This is a genomic window from Sneathiella sp., from assembly GCF_002694385.1.
GTDB lineage: Bacteria > Pseudomonadota > Alphaproteobacteria > Sneathiellales > Sneathiellaceae > Sneathiella.
This window is the reverse complement of sequence record NZ_NZMB01000011.1, coordinates 85,656-99,764: the sequence shown is the minus strand read 5'-3', so window position 1 is coordinate 99,764 and position 14,109 is coordinate 85,656. Positions and strand designations below refer to the sequence as shown.

Sequence of the window (14,109 nt, the reverse complement as noted above, 5' to 3'; positions counted from 1 at the left end):
TGATCTGGCCGGGACACTCAAAAACGTGAACCCGGAAAATGTCAAAAAGATCATAGATGACGCCAAAGGGGCTGGAGATAATCTCAAAGACAGCCTGAAAGGCGGAGCGGAGAAGGACTCCGGCGGCGTCAAGAATCTGCTGGATGCTGCCGGCGGCCTTCTCGGGGGCAAGAAGAACTGACCGCGGCAGCGATCCAAAAATCAGCCGGACAAAATATCAACCGCCTTTTTTCTGGCGCTCCTCAACCGGGGCGCCAGATTTTTTCCAGGCGCCATAACCGCCGTCGATATGGCAGACATTTTCAAGGCCCATGTCCTGCACCGCCTTGGTCGCAAGCGCAGAGCGCCAGCCCGCCGCGCAGAAAAACACAAACCGGTCGCCGCTTGCAAAAACTTCCTTGTGATAGGGGCTATCCGGATCGACCCAGAATTCAAGCATCCCGCGCGGCGCATGCACGGCGCCCGGCACTTGACCGTCCCGTTCCAGTTCGCGTACATCGCGAATATCGACAAATGTGACACCCTCGGTGCCATGAAGGGCTAACGCTTCCTCGACCGACAGGGTTTTGATCTGGCTGTTCGCCTCTTCAATAAGCTGCTTGATGCCTTTTTTCATTTTTATTCATCCTTCCGATCCGTTATCGTAAAATACAAGTGTGTCCTTGTGGTCTATTCAATCTTAAAAATCAACATAACATGATGACAATGGCACTCGTCGAGATAAAAAGTCAGGGAGCGGAATATGGACCTTTCATTTACCCAGCAGGACATCGCCTTTCGCGATGAAGTCCGTCAGTTTCTCGCCGATGAATTCGACGAGGATCTGAAACAGAAGATGGCGGAAAACCGCAATAATTACATGCCGAAAGCGGATCACCTCCGCTGGCAGGACGCGCTGGCGAAGAAAGGCTGGCTCACCCCCAACTGGCCGGTCGAACATGGCGGACCGGGCTGGACGACGACACAGAAGTATATCTTCGATACCGAGATGGCAAATGCGAACGCGCCGGGCATCATGCCCTTCGGCGTCAGCATGTGCGCCCCCGTCATCATGAAATTCGGCACCGAAGAACAGAAGCAGCGATTCCTGCCTGACATTCGCGAAAACAAGGTATGGTGGTGCCAGGGCTATTCGGAACCGGGCTCGGGCTCCGACCTTGCCAGCCTGCAAATGAAGGCGGAGGACAAGGGCGATCATTTCCTCTGCAACGGCTCCAAAATCTGGACAACACTCGCCCAGTATGCGGACTGGATTTTCTGCCTTGTCCGCACGCAATCTGGCGGCAAGCCGCAGGAAGGCATTTCCTTCCTGCTGATCGACATGAAATCAGAAGGCATCACCGTTGATCCGATCCCGACCCTGGACCTGCCCATCAAGGGCGCGCAGGAGGTGAACCAGGTGTTCTTCAATGACGTCAAGGTACCGAAGGAAAACCTGATCGGCGAGATGAACAAGGGCTGGACCTGCGCCAAATATCTGCTGGAATTTGAGCGGGGCAATGCCTATGCCGGACGGCTCAAACGCGGGCTTGAGAAAGTCCGCGCCATTGCCGCGAAGGAAATTGACGGGCAGGCACCAGTCATTGAAAACGCCGCCTTCAATGCCAAGCTGGCGCGTCTTGAAATTGCCGTGCAGGCGCTGGAAATGACGGAGCTTCGCATCTTGAGCAAGCTCACATCGGGGCAAAATATGGGGCCGGAATCCTCCCTCATGAAATGCCGCGGCACGGACCTTTATCAGGAGGTTGTCGCCCTGGCGCTGGAGGCCGTCGGCACTTATTCCCAGCCGTTCATCCCGCTCTATCCCGGGCAGAATGAAGAACCCGTCGGGCCGGATTACGCAAGCGGTGTCGCCCCGCGCTATTTCAACGCCAGAAAGGTGTCGATCTATGGCGGGTCCAATGAAATCCAGCGCAACATCATGGCGAAGCTGATTCTTGGCCTCTAGGGGAGAGTTTATTGACGGAGTCAATGAGTTGATGGACGGAGTCCAGTAATTTGCCTGAAAGCACGGAAACGATCCGTCTCTCCATGTGGTCCGGCCCCCGGAATATTTCGACGGCGATGATGCGCGCCTTCGCCAGCAGGCCGGGGTGCCGCGCCGTCGATGAACCCTTCTATGCCTATTATCTGGCAAAGACCGGCCTCAAACACCCGATGTATGAAGAAGTCATCGCCAGCCAGCCAACCGACTGGCAGGTGGTGGCGGCAAATCTCAACGGCCCTCACTCTGCGCAAGAATTATATATCAAACAGATGACCCACCATATGCTGGAGGAGGTGGACCTCGGCGCGTTCCGCCATCATCGCAATTGTTTCCTGATCCGTGACCCGAGACGGGTCATCGCCTCCTATGCCGTAAAATGGGATCGCATCACGACCGATGATATCGGCATCCGGCGTCAGCTTGAAATTTTCGAAGCGCTGCAACGTCTCACAGGAGAGACCCCGGTTGTGGTCGAGGCGGAGGATATCCTGAAAAATCCGGAAGATATGCTGCGAAAATTATGCGCGGCTCTCGACATCAACTGGCAGCCTGAAATGCTGTCCTGGCCCGCAGGCCGACGGCCGGAAGATGGCGTCTGGGCCACGCACTGGTATGCATCAGTCGAGGCAACGACCGGCTTCGCGCCCTATGAGGAGAAGGAAATAACCCTCAACGACGATCTGGAACAGCTTGCCGCCGAGCAGCAGCCCAGTTACGACGCGCTGCGCGCCTATAAAATCTAGGCGTTTTTCTCCGGCACACTGAGGGCATGGTCGAGTTTCCTCATCCAGTCCCTGACCCGCGCTTCATTGACGCCGAAATCACGGTATCCATAGTGGGCGCGGCTGAAAATAGCGAGGGTTGACCGCCCTTCCCCCAGATCAATAAAGCGGACCGTAATCGTGTCGGGATAGCCGATGAGCTTCGAACATTGCACATAGTCAACCTGCAGATCCGCGCCAATATTGCGGCTACTGAGTTTTTCGACCCGCGGTTCACCCAGCGCGACTTTTTCAAATCGGGCGGCAAGCGTCGGCATATCGAGCTCGAAAATCGGGCTGACCGTTTTCGGCGGATATTCGGCGTAATCCGGTGGCGACATCAGATAGGTGTTTGGCTTGCGAGGCTTTTTCAGCGTCGAAAAATCCAGTTCCGGCCTCTGGACATTCTTCAAAAGATTCTTCAACATTATGACACCTGTTCTGACTAACCCCTGTCATTGCAAAGACCCAAAGGTACATTAGATTAAATATCATGCTGGTGCGAGAGGAATTCAATCGGGAACGGATCGACGAACTTATTCGCGAGGCGCAGAAGCATGGTCCCTTTCAGGCTCTTACCCATGAGGAGCGGGAGGCGACAAGACACGCGTTTCTGTCGCAAATTGACCCGCAAGACGGCCTCTGGGTCTTCGGTTATGGCTCTCTTTTGTGGAATCCGGCCTTTCACTTTACCGAATGGCAACCGGCTCGGCTGCATGGCTTTCGCCGCCGCTTCTGCATGAAAGCCTCAATCGGACGGGGCAGCCCCGACAAGCCGGGATTGATGCTGGCGCTTGACCATGGCGGCTCCTGCAACGGGCGGGCGTTTCACATCGCCCCCGAAAAGATCGACAGCGAAACGGATATCCTGTGGATGCGGGAAATGATCTCCGGCGCCTATCATGCCCGTCTGGTCAACCTCCGCCTGCCGGGCGGGACGGTGAAGGGGCTAACCTTTGTCATCAACCGCACCCATTCCCGCTATATCCGGGAGATGGACATGGAAGAGACAACCCGCCTTCTCGCCACCGGGGAAGGGCATCTCGGCACCTGCCGGGATTATCTCACCAATACCATTGCGCATCTCGACGAGATGAATGTGAAAGACCGCTATCTTCACGAGTTGCAAGTGAAAATGCGGGAGCTTGATCGCCGCGCCAACATGGCCTAACAATCCGGTTGTATCCAATAACCGCGCGGAGACCGCCAGTGCCCCTCAATCCCAATAGCGATCTTCCCCCGATTTTTGTCATCAACCGGCAATCGGACACAAGCCGCCGCGGCGATATGACGGAACGGCTGGCCAAAGTCGGTCTCACCCCGACCTTCTTTCCGGCGGTGGACGGGTATAAGCTGGATATCCCTAACCTCCCCGATTATGACGGGGGAAAGCGTCGCCGCTATTTCGGCAAGGATCTGAAGGCCGGCGAAATCGGCTGCCTGCTGTCGCATCGCGCCATTTATCAGAGAATGGTGGACGAAAATATCGAGCGTGCGGTCGTTCTGGAGGATGATGTATTCTTCGCCGATGATTTCCGTGCCGTGCTGGAAGATATCCAGAAGACAGAACTTCCCTGGGACCTGATCCGCTTTGTCGGCCATGGCAAGGTGTTCGATCTCGGCTTTCGCAAACTCGCCAGTCTCCGCCATGGATACAGCATTACCCGTGTTCCAACCTCCCCCAGCGGCGCCTACGCCTATCTGCTGAACAAAGCCGCGGCGCAGCGTCTGTTACAGATGATGCAGAGAAACTGGGTGCCCGTCGATATCACACACAGCCGGGCCTGGGAAACCGGGCTTGAAACCCTGCTGATCCATCCTTCCCCCGCCACGCCGGATCTGGATGGCCCGTCAACCATTGGCGATGAGCGGTTTGACAACACCAAGCGGATAACCGGCATCACCAGACTGCTGCATCCTTTCTGTCGCTTCTGGTACAAGCTCAGCAACGGGGTGGGCAAGCGCGTGCTTTACGCCTCAAGCTGGTTTCGCGACCGGAAACTCTAGATCGCCAAAAAGCCTGTAATCAGTAGCGTAATGCTGAGAAGCAATCCGCCCACAGGAACCCAGAACGGGACGACAAAAACGCTGTCGGATGGAGCGGGCTCGGTTTTTTTCAGGCGGATCAGAGCGAGATTGACCAGACAGAAGATGATCAGAACAATGCTCGATGTCGCTTCTGCCAACTGGGCTATGGGTAGAAGCGTTGCGAACATCAGAACGAGCGCGGTAATGATGCCTGTCGCAACCAGCGGCGTTCGCGTGACGGGATGAACCACGGCAAGAAAGGCAGGGAGGTTCTGCTGTTTCGCCAGACCATAAATCACCCGTGACGCCATAATGATCTGAATCAGCACCCCGTTCGTCGTGGCGATAATGGAGATCATGTGAAAAATCCCGCTGGTTGCTGTTCCCGCATTTTCAAAAACAAAAGCAAGCGGCGCGGCAGAGCCCGCCAGCTCCGCCATCGGCACAACAAGAATGACAACGGAAACGACGAGAAAATAAAGAATGGTTGTGATCAGCAGGGTAAGAATTATACCGCGCGGCAATGTTTTGTGCGGTTCAACCACTTCCTCTGCGACATTGGCGATATCCTCGAACCCGACAAACGCAAAAAAGGCAAGCAGGCTCGCCGACATAATTCCGCCCCAGACTGACAGTTCCAAGGGCGGCAGCAGCTGCAGCGAATTTGATATAATGGCAGGATCGGCATTGATGCCATAATAAATCACAAGACCCAGGCCGCCGATCTCAATCAAGGTGAAAATAGCGGCAACCGTCACGGATTCCACGATACCCCAGGCGGCAATCGCACCTATGATCAGGATCACCGCCGCTGCCAGCAAGGTTGGCGGCAACGCAATAATATCGCCGATATAGGCCGCCGCGCCAAGAGAGACAGCCGCCGAAGATACGACGCCCGATGCCGCCACCAGCAATCCGACGGTTAGGGTCAGGCCCGGCGATTTAAAGCTGGCGTGCACATAGGCCGCCGCCCCTGCGCTGACCGGATGGCGGGTCGACAGCTCGGCGTAGGAAAACCCGGTAAAGGCCACGACGACCGCTGCGATCAGAAAGGATATGGGCGCATATATTCCTGCCTCCGCCGCCGTTGCGCCAACCAACACATAGATCCCGGCGCCAATGGTGACGCCGAGCCCGTAAAGGACCAGCAGCGGCAGGGTCAGTTTCCGCGCCAGATCGACCCGGTTCTGCGGGATCATGACATTCTCCGTTTCCTGCCGGTCCGCCATCGGTACAATATCGTTTCCCGCGACGATCAGCGCAGAAAGAGAAGCGGATGACGGCTGGTCAGCAAAGGCTCCAGATTGGCGGGGTCTTGCAAAAATGCGCCGCCTGATGTCAGGACGACAAGACTCTCCCGCGCCAGCATCCGTTCCAGCACATGGCCGTTTGCCGCCGATAATGGCGGCATGATGCGCAAATCGGCCTCTCCCGGCTGACCGGCTGATTTTGCAAATTCGGCAAGCCCCGCAAGGGCCGCGTCATCAAGAGCGAAGGGCAGCAGGGTAATATGCGACAGTGGAATGGGCAGCAGGGAGGTGACGGCGCGTACTCCCTGCTCCGCCGCAACAGGGGAATCGCAAATGACCAATGCTTCCGCGGTTAAATGTTTTGCGCCCTTGAGCAGTAACGTCGGGCGGAGCATGCCGGTCGGCAGGGCGCGGCCGGAAAGGCGGCTCCGGAAATTCCGCGAATGCAGCCGCCCTGTATTTTCGATAATGACAAGGTCGGCATCCTCAAGATCGCTTTCCTCCGTCGGCCAGGCCGTGCCACGCACCGCGCGAAAGCCAACCGCGATCTTGCGCCGCCGGGCTTCGCGTTCCAACTGTCGCTGGACACTTCTTGCCATCGCGCGGAGCTGTGCCTCAATCGTCAGCCGGTCAAGCTGGTGAGCCTCCGGAGAGGACAGCCGATATTCCCGCACGAAGCCAAGCTCGCTGACCGTCACAAGATCGCTATCCTCGATGAAAACCCCGTGCAGCTCGCCACCAAGACGCGCCGCAATGTCGATGGCCGCCCCCATGGTTTCGCGGCAATGGGAGGCCGCATCAATCTGCAATAAAATCCGGCGATATTTTATGACGGGTCTTTCAGACATCCGCCCCCTCCGTTGATTTGTCATCACGCCCCGATCTGGCGTAGCGAACCGCCGCATCGGCAAAGCCGTCAAGCCGCGCCTGCACCTTGCCGTTGATGCTATCCGCAGGAAAGTTCCCCGCCTCATCCGCCACTCCGGCCGTGACACCGGTCAGTATTTCAATTCCCTGATCAATGCTCGCCACGGGATAAATATGAAACTGGCCCTGTTCGGCCGCTGCAACGATTTCATCCTTCAGCATCAGATGCTTCACATTCGATTGCGGGATCAAAACCCCCTGATCGCCGGTCAGACCCCGGTATTTGCAAAGGTCGAAAAAGCCCTCGATCTTTTCGTTGACGCCACCAATGGCCTGCACCTCACCAAATTGATTGACCGATCCTGTGACCGCGAGCGACTGGCGGATCGGCACGTCGGACAATGCCGACAGGAGGGCATACAGCTCGGTCGAGGAGGCGCTGTCCCCATCCACCCCGCCGTAGGATTGTTCAAAGACAAGACTGGCGGTGAGGGACAGCGGCTTGTCCCGCGTATAGCGGGCGGCCAGGAAATTCGTGAGAATCAGCACGCCCTTCGAATGCAACGGCCCGCCAAGCTCGACTTCCCGTTCGATATCGACCACCCGGCCGCGGCCCAGATGCACCCGCGCCGTAATCCGGCTCGGCCTGCCAAAAGCGAAATCGCCGAGTTGCAGGACCGACAGGCCATTGATCTGGCCGACATGCGCTCCGCTCGTATCCAGCATCATGGTGCCCCGGCGGAACTGTTCCTGCGTCTTTTCCCGCATCCGGTCAGACCGGCGGATATGCGCGCTGATGGCCTGCTGCACATCTTCGCCGCTGATCATCGCAGCGCTCCGCGCGGAGGCCCAATGATCAGCCTCCGAGATCAAATCGGAAAGGGCGCGGGCGTGACTGAGCAACCGCTCCTTGTCACTGGTCAGACGGGTCATTCGCTCCATTACCTTTTCCACCGCACTCCGGTCCAGCGGTAGCAGGCTTTTCTTGCGTGCTTCCGTTGCGATAAAACGGGCATAAAGCGAAATGGCGTCATCGGTCACCGGAAGCTGATCTTCAAAATCGACCGGCACCTTGAACAGGTTATAATAATCTGGATCATTCTGGCTGAGCAGATAATACAGCATCGGGTCGCCGATCAGGATTACCTTCACATCCAGCGGTATGGCTTCCGGCTGCAGGCTGACGATACTGCCGAGGGACATCATCTGCGACAGGGTTTCAATCCGCACCTCACGGCTGCGCAGTTCACGTTTCAGGGTTTCCCATGCATAGGGCTGCATAAGCAGCCGCCGGGCATCCAGAATAAGATAGCCGCCATTCGCCCGGTGCAACGCCCCCGGCTTGATCAGCCGGAAATCCGTCACCAGTGATCCGAATTCCGAGCGATGTTCGATCCGCCCCAGCAGATTTTCCACCGTCGGATTATCTTCATAAACGATGGGCGCGCCGCCGTCGGGATTGTGACTGACCAGGACATTGACCTGACAGTTGTTGATCACCCGTTCCTGCTGACGGAGGAAATCACCGGCCATCTGGGCGGGAATTGTCTCGACCGCCTCATCCTTGCTGAGGCGAAAAACATCGCTGTGGTCGATGACATACTCCTGCACGTCATCAAGAAACCCCAGGACTGCCGGGCAATCACGCCAATGCTCCCGATTTTCATCAATCAGATGATCCACGGCGAAGCTGGTGACTTCCCGATTGAGTCGAACGATTTCGCGGCGCTGTTCACGCTCCATCTCCGGCATCATACGGACGGCGGCCTGCAATTCCTCTTCCAACTCGCCAATATCTTTCTTGATCTGTTCCTGCTCATCGGCGGGCAGCTTGGAAAACGCCTCCGGATCCAGTACCTTGCCCTCCCGCGAGGGAGCCAGCGCCAACCCCATCGGCGTGCGGACAAGGGCGATATTCTTCTCGCCCGCCTTTTTTTGCAGAGTTTCGAACCCCTCTTCCTGCTTCAGCTTGAACTGTTCGACAATTACGTCAAACCGGGTGCGGTAATCCTCGCTCTCATAGGCGGCGGAAATGACGACCCGGACTTCCTCGGCAAGGCTTTCCATCTGTTTGGCCAGTTCACGCGCGCGGCCTGCGGGCAGGCGCAGCATTTTGGGATGATCAGGCGCCGCGAAATTATTTACATAGCACCAGTCGTCAGGGCAGCATTTGGCCGCCGCTTCCGGTTCCAGATATCGCAGGATGGTTTCCGTCTTTCCCGCGCCGGACGATCCGAACGCGAACAGGTTAAAGCCTTCGTGCCGAACACCGATGCCAAACCGGATGGCTTCCACCGCGCGGTCCTGACCGAGTGGCTCGCGCAGATCCTCGATCTGTGTCGTATCGGTAAAGCCGAGCATGCTGAGATCATATTTCCGGCACAGCTCTGAAGCCGGGAGTGCCTTGTGTTCGGCCATTACAACCCTCTCCTTTAATCAACATTTTATTTTACCATACTACCCATTGTGAAAAATGAGGGAAATCAATTGAACAGAAAAATGCATCCCCTCGCCCCTTCGCCAGAGGCGACATCTGGCATTCAAGGTGGCTTAACGGCGACAGAAAACAGTAAAGACCGACATGTCAATTGATCGTGATCAATGCTGCGGCGCACAAAGTCGGAGTATAATGTGAAAGAACGATGCCCCGCCGCCCGCGCCGGGATCAGGAGTGTGAACCATGCAGAAAAAGAAAGACGCCCGCAGCCGCAGAAACACATCCGATGATAAATTCGATGGCGTTGTCAATTTGCCAGTGGCACGGCCATCTCCTGCAACGGCCCTGCAAGCAGCATCCCCATCTCCACCCGCCGTTCCGGGACATAAGGGACTCTTCCGGCATTTTCCCGCTCACAAGGATTCCTATTTTTCGGCCTCTATACAGGACATTCTCGACCGCTCCGCCCATGCAACCCTTGCCCGTTTCACAGGTGGCCTGTCACCGAGCGCCATGGCCGACGCCTATGCCGACTGGGTTGTGCATCTGGCCATGTCGCCGGGTAAACAGATGCAGCTTGTGGAAAAGGCGGCCCGGAAAAGCGTGCGGCTGGTCAATTTCATGCTGAATTGCGCCCATACGCCCCCCGGTTCCGAAAAACATACGGCCTGCATTGAGCCGCTGCCGCAGGATAGCCGGTTTCGCGGCGACGCCTGGCAGCAATTTCCCTATAATATTCTCCATCAGGCCTTCCTGCTCAACCAGCAATGGTGGCATAATGCAACCACGGGCGTCCGCGGCGTCACAAAACAACATGAAAATGTAGTGGAATTCGCGGCCCGCCAGATACTGGACCTGTTTTCCCCGTCCAATTATTTCTTTACCAATCCGGAAGTGATCCAGAAAACCGTTGAAGAAAACGGCCAGAATCTTGTTCGTGGCTATCAGAATTTCACCCGTGATCTGGACGCCGTGATCAGCGGCCGGAAATTGCCCGGCACTCAGAAATATGAGGTCGGGCGCAATCTCGCCGTCACGCCTGGGAAAGTTGTTTACCGCAACCGCCTGATCGAACTGATCCAGTATGAGCCGGTGACCGACAAGGTCCGGCCCGAACCGGTGCTGATCGTTCCCGCCTGGATCATGAAATACTATATACTGGATCTTTCCCCGGAAAATTCACTGGTCAGATATCTGACTGAACAGGGCTTCACTGTCTTTATGGTGTCCTGGAAAAACCCCGATCCGGAGGATCGCGATCTGTCGATGGATGATTACAGCACTCTTTCCATCCTGTCCGCGCTTGATGTGATCGGGGATATTGTGCCTGACGAGAAGATCCATGCCGTCGGTTATTGCCTTGGCGGTACCCTGCTCGCCATCGCCGCCGCCGCCATGTCGCGCGATCATGACGACCGGCTGAAAACTGTCTCGCTCTTTGCCGCGCAGGCCGACTTCACCGAGGCCGGAGAGCTGATGCTGTTTATCAATGAAAGCCAGGTCACTTTCCTGGAAGACATGATGTGGGAACAGGGCTATCTCGATACCACGCAAATGGCGGGCGCGTTCCAGCTGCTGCGCTCCAACGATCTGATCTGGTCAAGGTCGGTCCGCAATTATCTGATGGGTGAAACCCCGGATGAAAGTGACCTGATGACATGGAATGCTGATGCAACGCGCATGCCCTATCGCATGCATTCGGAATATCTCCGGCACCTTTTCCTCAATAACGACCTGGCCGAAGGGCGTTTCAAGGTGGACGGCAGGCCGGTTTCCATCACGGACATCCGCAAGCCAATTTTCGCCGTCGGCACGGAACGCGACCATGTGGCGCCATGGCGCTCTGTCTTTAAAATTCATACCCTGTCGGATGCGGATGTCACCTTTCTGCTGACCAATGGCGGACATAATGCCGGGATTGTTTCGGAACCCGGGCATCCGCGCCGCCATTATCGCATTGCCACCAAACGGGCGGAAGATCGCTACAGGGATCCGGAACAGTGGTATGATGAAACGCCGGAGCGGGAGGGCTCCTGGTGGCCGGAATTCAGTAGCTGGCTGATACAACATTCATCCCCTCCTGTTGATCCGCCTCCCATGGGCATGACCGGCAAGGGCCATGAAGTCATTGGAAACGCCCCCGGCACTTATGTGTTTCTGCCCTGATCGCCGTGTACATAAAGGACCGCCATGCAATATATTGAAAACAGGACGTATCAAGAAATCGCAATCGGCGACAGTGCCGATCTGGTCCGTTACCTCAAGGCGGAGGATATCGAGCTTTTCGCCGGGATGTCCGGCAATGCCAACCCCGCCCATCTGGATGCGGAATATGCAAATTCCGACAGTTTTCAAAAGGTGATCAGCCATGGGATGTGGGGCGGCTCTCTGATTGCGGCTGTGATCGCAACCGAATTGCCGGGACCCGGGACAATATTCATCAACCAGTCACTGCATTTTCTGAAGCCTGTCGGCATTGGTGATTGCGTCACGGTCCGGGTCACGGTCAGCGAGAAAAAACCGGATGCGCGGGTCCTGCTGATATGCGACTGCATCAATCAGGCCGGAGAGACGGTGATCGAGGGGGAGGCGGAAGTCCGCGCTCCGACCGAGAAAGTCAAACGCCCCCGCGCCCTGCTGGCGGAGGCGCATCTGCATCAAACCGGACAGCAGTATCAGCAGCTTATCAGGGCGACCAAGCATCTTGACCCGATCCCGACGGCGGTTGTCCATCCCTGCGATACAACCTCCCTGCTCGGCGCTTTGGAATCGGCGGAACAAAACCTGATCCTGCCCATTCTTGTCGGACCGGAAACGAAGATACGCGCCGCGGCGAAAGTGGCCGGGCGCAGCCTTGACGGCTATCAGATCGTCGATGTGCCGCACAGCCATGCCGCTGCCCGCCGCGCGGTCGAGCTGGTGCGCGAAGGTGCGGTCGCCGCCCTCATGAAAGGCAAGCTGCATACGGATGAAATCATGGAGGCTGTGATTGACAAAGTAAGCGGCCTGCGCACCGAACGGCGGATCAGCCACGTCTTCGCCCTCGACGTGCCGAGTTATCCCAAACCGCTGATGATCACCGATGCCGCAATCAACATATATCCTGATCTCAACGACAAACGGGACATTATCCAGAATGCCATTGACCTCGCCCACGCCCTCGGCATTCCGCTACCGAAAGTCGCCATCCTCTCAGCGGTGGAAACCATCTATCCGAAAATTGCCTCCACCATCGACGCGGCGGCGCTGTGCAAAATGGCGGATCGCGGACAGATCACCGGCGGATTGCTGGACGGACCACTCGCGTTTGATAACGCCATTTCCAAATCGGCTGCGGAAACGAAAGGTATCCAGTCTGTTGTCGCGGGCGATGCGGATGTCCTGATTGCCCCCGATCTGGAGGCCGGTAATATGATCGCCAAGCAGCTTATCTACCTTGCCGGAGCCGAAAGCGCCGGGATTGTCCTTGGCGCCCGCGTGCCCATCATCCTGACCAGCCGGGCCGATGGCACCCTGTCCCGGCTCGCTTCCTCTGCCCTTGCCCTGCTGTATGCCCATTATACCCTGAAATCCAAGCCATGACCGATGCCATCCTTGTCCTGAATGCCGGTTCTTCCAGTATCAAATTCGCACTTTATCCCCTGACACCGTCCAGCAGCAGACCGCTGATCCGCGGCAAAATCGAAAGCATCGGCCGTGCGCCCGCGTTCCGGGCAACGGATGGCAAGGGGCAGCCCATGGCAGAAGGCGAGCTTGCCGCCATTGATGCCACGAGCAATCACCAGAGCCTGACCATGCGGCTGCTGGACTGGCTGGAAGCGCATGATCAGGATGAGCGTATCGTCGCCATCGGCCACCGGGTAGTGCATGGCGGGCGGGAATTTGCAGCCCCCGTCCGAATTGACCGACAGTCGCTTAATCAGCTGGAAACCCTCACCAGCCTTGCGCCACTGCATCAGCCGCATAATCTGGCCCCCATCGACGCGCTGATGAAGCGGGATAGCACGCTGTTACAGGTTGCCTGCTTCGATACGGCCTTTCACCGCACCCAGAACCCACTCGCCGAGACATTCGCCCTGCCGCGCTCCTACACTGATGAAGGGGTCATCCGCTACGGGTTTCACGGGATATCATATGAATATATTGCCAGCGTCCTGCCCCATTATCTTGATGCGCAGGCGGACGGACGATGCATTATCGCCCATCTTGGCAATGGCGCCAGTCTCTGCGCGATGAAGGAGCGAAAAAGCGTCGCCACAAGCATGGGTTTCACCGCCCTTGACGGCCTTGTCATGGGCACAAGATGCGGCAGTCTTGATCCCGGTGTCGTTCTTTATCTGATGCAGGAACGCGGCATGACGGCGGAGGAGATACAACATCTCCTCTATAACGAATCCGGCTTGCGGGGCGTCTCTGGCATCAGCAATAACATGCAGGTCCTGATGGAAAGCGACCGCCCGGAAGCAAAAGAAGCGATCGACCTGTTCTGCTATCGTGCCGCATGCGAAATAGGGAGCCTGATGGTCCCCCTTGGCGGGCTCGACAGCATCGTCTTTACGGCCGGCATCGGCGAAAACGCGGCAATGGTCCGCCGCCGCATCTGCGGATTTCTGCACTGGCTCAGTATCGAACTCGATGACGCTGCCAATCAGACGAACGCGCCGGTCATCAGCACCGCGGCATCGGCCATTAAAGTGCTCGTCATTCCGACGGATGAGGAAAAAGTCATCGCCGAGGCCGCCAGAAATATATATGCAGCAACAGACCGGTGACCCATTC

13 protein-coding genes are annotated in these 14,109 nt (G+C 57.0%); 8 read left to right on the top strand and 5 right to left on the bottom strand.

Going from position 1 to position 14,109, the window contains the following annotated elements; all coding sequences use genetic code 11:
- The coding region (locus CMN55_RS06745) for a hypothetical protein (RefSeq protein ID WP_293948780.1) at positions 1-181 on the top strand (181 nt) is incomplete at its 5' end.
- 36 nt (positions 182-217) lie between these two features.
- Here CMN55_RS06745 and CMN55_RS06740 read toward each other — a convergent pair.
- Positions 218-622 carry a rhodanese-like domain-containing protein gene (locus CMN55_RS06740; RefSeq protein WP_366931922.1) on the bottom strand — a complete coding sequence of 135 codons (405 nt, stop codon included), beginning with the start codon at positions 620-622 and terminating at the stop codon, positions 218-220.
- A 120-nt stretch (positions 623-742) separates the two neighbouring features.
- Between CMN55_RS06740 and CMN55_RS06735 the strand changes: the two genes are divergently transcribed.
- The gene (locus CMN55_RS06735; RefSeq protein WP_293947481.1) at positions 743-1,948 is read left to right on the top strand and encodes an acyl-CoA dehydrogenase family protein; all 1,206 of its coding nucleotides are present in this window, start codon (positions 743-745) and stop codon (positions 1,946-1,948) included.
- A 50-nt stretch (positions 1,949-1,998) separates the two neighbouring features.
- Positions 1,999-2,730 carry a sulfotransferase-like domain-containing protein gene (locus tag CMN55_RS06730; protein WP_293947480.1) on the top strand — a complete coding sequence of 244 codons (732 nt, stop codon included), beginning with the start codon at positions 1,999-2,001 and terminating at the stop codon, positions 2,728-2,730.
- Here CMN55_RS06730 and CMN55_RS06725 read toward each other — a convergent pair.
- Positions 2,727-3,176 carry a DUF1499 domain-containing protein gene (locus CMN55_RS06725; protein WP_293947479.1) on the bottom strand — a complete coding sequence of 150 codons (450 nt, stop codon included), beginning with the start codon at positions 3,174-3,176 and terminating at the stop codon, positions 2,727-2,729. The two genes, CMN55_RS06730 and CMN55_RS06725, sit on opposite strands and share 4 nt — an antisense overlap.
- A gap of 65 nt (positions 3,177-3,241) precedes the next feature.
- On the opposite strand from CMN55_RS06725, the gene CMN55_RS06720 reads away from it, so the two are divergent.
- Entirely contained in the window at positions 3,242-3,919 is a 678-nt protein-coding gene (locus CMN55_RS06720; RefSeq protein ID WP_293947478.1) for a gamma-glutamylcyclotransferase, read from the top strand.
- A gap of 38 nt (positions 3,920-3,957) precedes the next feature.
- Positions 3,958-4,755, top strand: a complete 798-nt coding sequence (locus tag CMN55_RS06715) for a glycosyltransferase family 25 protein (RefSeq protein WP_293948779.1) — start codon at positions 3,958-3,960, stop codon at positions 4,753-4,755.
- Here CMN55_RS06715 and CMN55_RS06710 read toward each other — a convergent pair.
- The 3 genes from CMN55_RS06710 to CMN55_RS06700 are packed head-to-tail and all read right to left on the bottom strand — an operon-like array spanning position 4,752 to position 9,311.
- The gene (locus CMN55_RS06710) at positions 4,752-6,005 is read right to left on the bottom strand and encodes an APC family permease (protein WP_293948778.1); all 1,254 of its coding nucleotides are present in this window, start codon (positions 6,003-6,005) and stop codon (positions 4,752-4,754) included. The two genes, CMN55_RS06715 and CMN55_RS06710, sit on opposite strands and share 4 nt — an antisense overlap.
- Positions 6,006-6,031: 26 nt before the next feature.
- A complete protein-coding gene (locus tag CMN55_RS06705) occupies positions 6,032-6,874 on the bottom strand; it encodes a universal stress protein (RefSeq protein ID WP_293948777.1) in 843 nt (280 codons plus the stop codon).
- Entirely contained in the window at positions 6,867-9,311 is a 2,445-nt protein-coding gene (locus CMN55_RS06700; protein ID WP_293948776.1) for a Lon protease family protein, read from the bottom strand. The genes CMN55_RS06705 and CMN55_RS06700 overlap by 8 nt, the downstream gene beginning before the upstream one ends.
- Before the next feature lie 262 nt (positions 9,312-9,573).
- Between CMN55_RS06700 and CMN55_RS06695 the strand changes: the two genes are divergently transcribed.
- From CMN55_RS06695 to CMN55_RS06685, 3 genes are read left to right on the top strand one after another with little or no spacing between them, the layout of a single operon-like run.
- A complete protein-coding gene (locus tag CMN55_RS06695; protein WP_293948775.1) occupies positions 9,574-11,496 on the top strand; it encodes a PHA/PHB synthase family protein in 1,923 nt (640 codons plus the stop codon).
- Between the two features lie 24 nt (positions 11,497-11,520).
- Positions 11,521-12,912: a bifunctional enoyl-CoA hydratase/phosphate acetyltransferase gene (locus CMN55_RS06690; protein ID WP_293948774.1), complete on the top strand. Its 1,392-nt coding sequence runs from the start codon at positions 11,521-11,523 to the stop codon at positions 12,910-12,912.
- On the top strand, positions 12,909-14,102 hold the full coding sequence (locus tag CMN55_RS06685) for an acetate/propionate family kinase (protein WP_293948773.1): 1,194 nt from the start codon (positions 12,909-12,911) through the stop codon (positions 14,100-14,102). The genes CMN55_RS06690 and CMN55_RS06685 overlap by 4 nt, the downstream gene beginning before the upstream one ends.
- Positions 14,103-14,109 lie beyond the last annotated feature (7 nt).

Excerpts from the sequence above, each read along its gene's own strand:
- CMN55_RS06735 (WP_293947481.1), top strand. The coding sequence starts at position 743 with ATGGACCTTTCATTTACCCAGCAGGACATCGCCTTTCGCGATGAAGTC.
- CMN55_RS06725 (WP_293947479.1), bottom strand. The coding sequence starts at position 3,176 with ATGTTGAAGAATCTTTTGAAGAATGTCCAGAGGCCGGAACTGGATTTT.
- CMN55_RS06720 (WP_293947478.1), top strand. The coding sequence starts at position 3,242 with ATGCTGGTGCGAGAGGAATTCAATCGGGAACGGATCGACGAACTTATT.
- CMN55_RS06710 (WP_293948778.1), bottom strand. The coding sequence starts at position 6,005 with ATGGCGGACCGGCAGGAAACGGAGAATGTCATGATCCCGCAGAACCGG.
- CMN55_RS06705 (WP_293948777.1), bottom strand. The coding sequence starts at position 6,874 with ATGTCTGAAAGACCCGTCATAAAATATCGCCGGATTTTATTGCAGATT.
- CMN55_RS06700 (WP_293948776.1), bottom strand. The coding sequence starts at position 9,311 with ATGGCCGAACACAAGGCACTCCCGGCTTCAGAGCTGTGCCGGAAATAT.
- CMN55_RS06695 (WP_293948775.1), top strand. The coding sequence starts at position 9,574 with ATGCAGAAAAAGAAAGACGCCCGCAGCCGCAGAAACACATCCGATGAT.
- CMN55_RS06690 (WP_293948774.1), top strand. The coding sequence starts at position 11,521 with ATGCAATATATTGAAAACAGGACGTATCAAGAAATCGCAATCGGCGAC.
- CMN55_RS06685 (WP_293948773.1), top strand. The coding sequence starts at position 12,909 with ATGACCGATGCCATCCTTGTCCTGAATGCCGGTTCTTCCAGTATCAAA.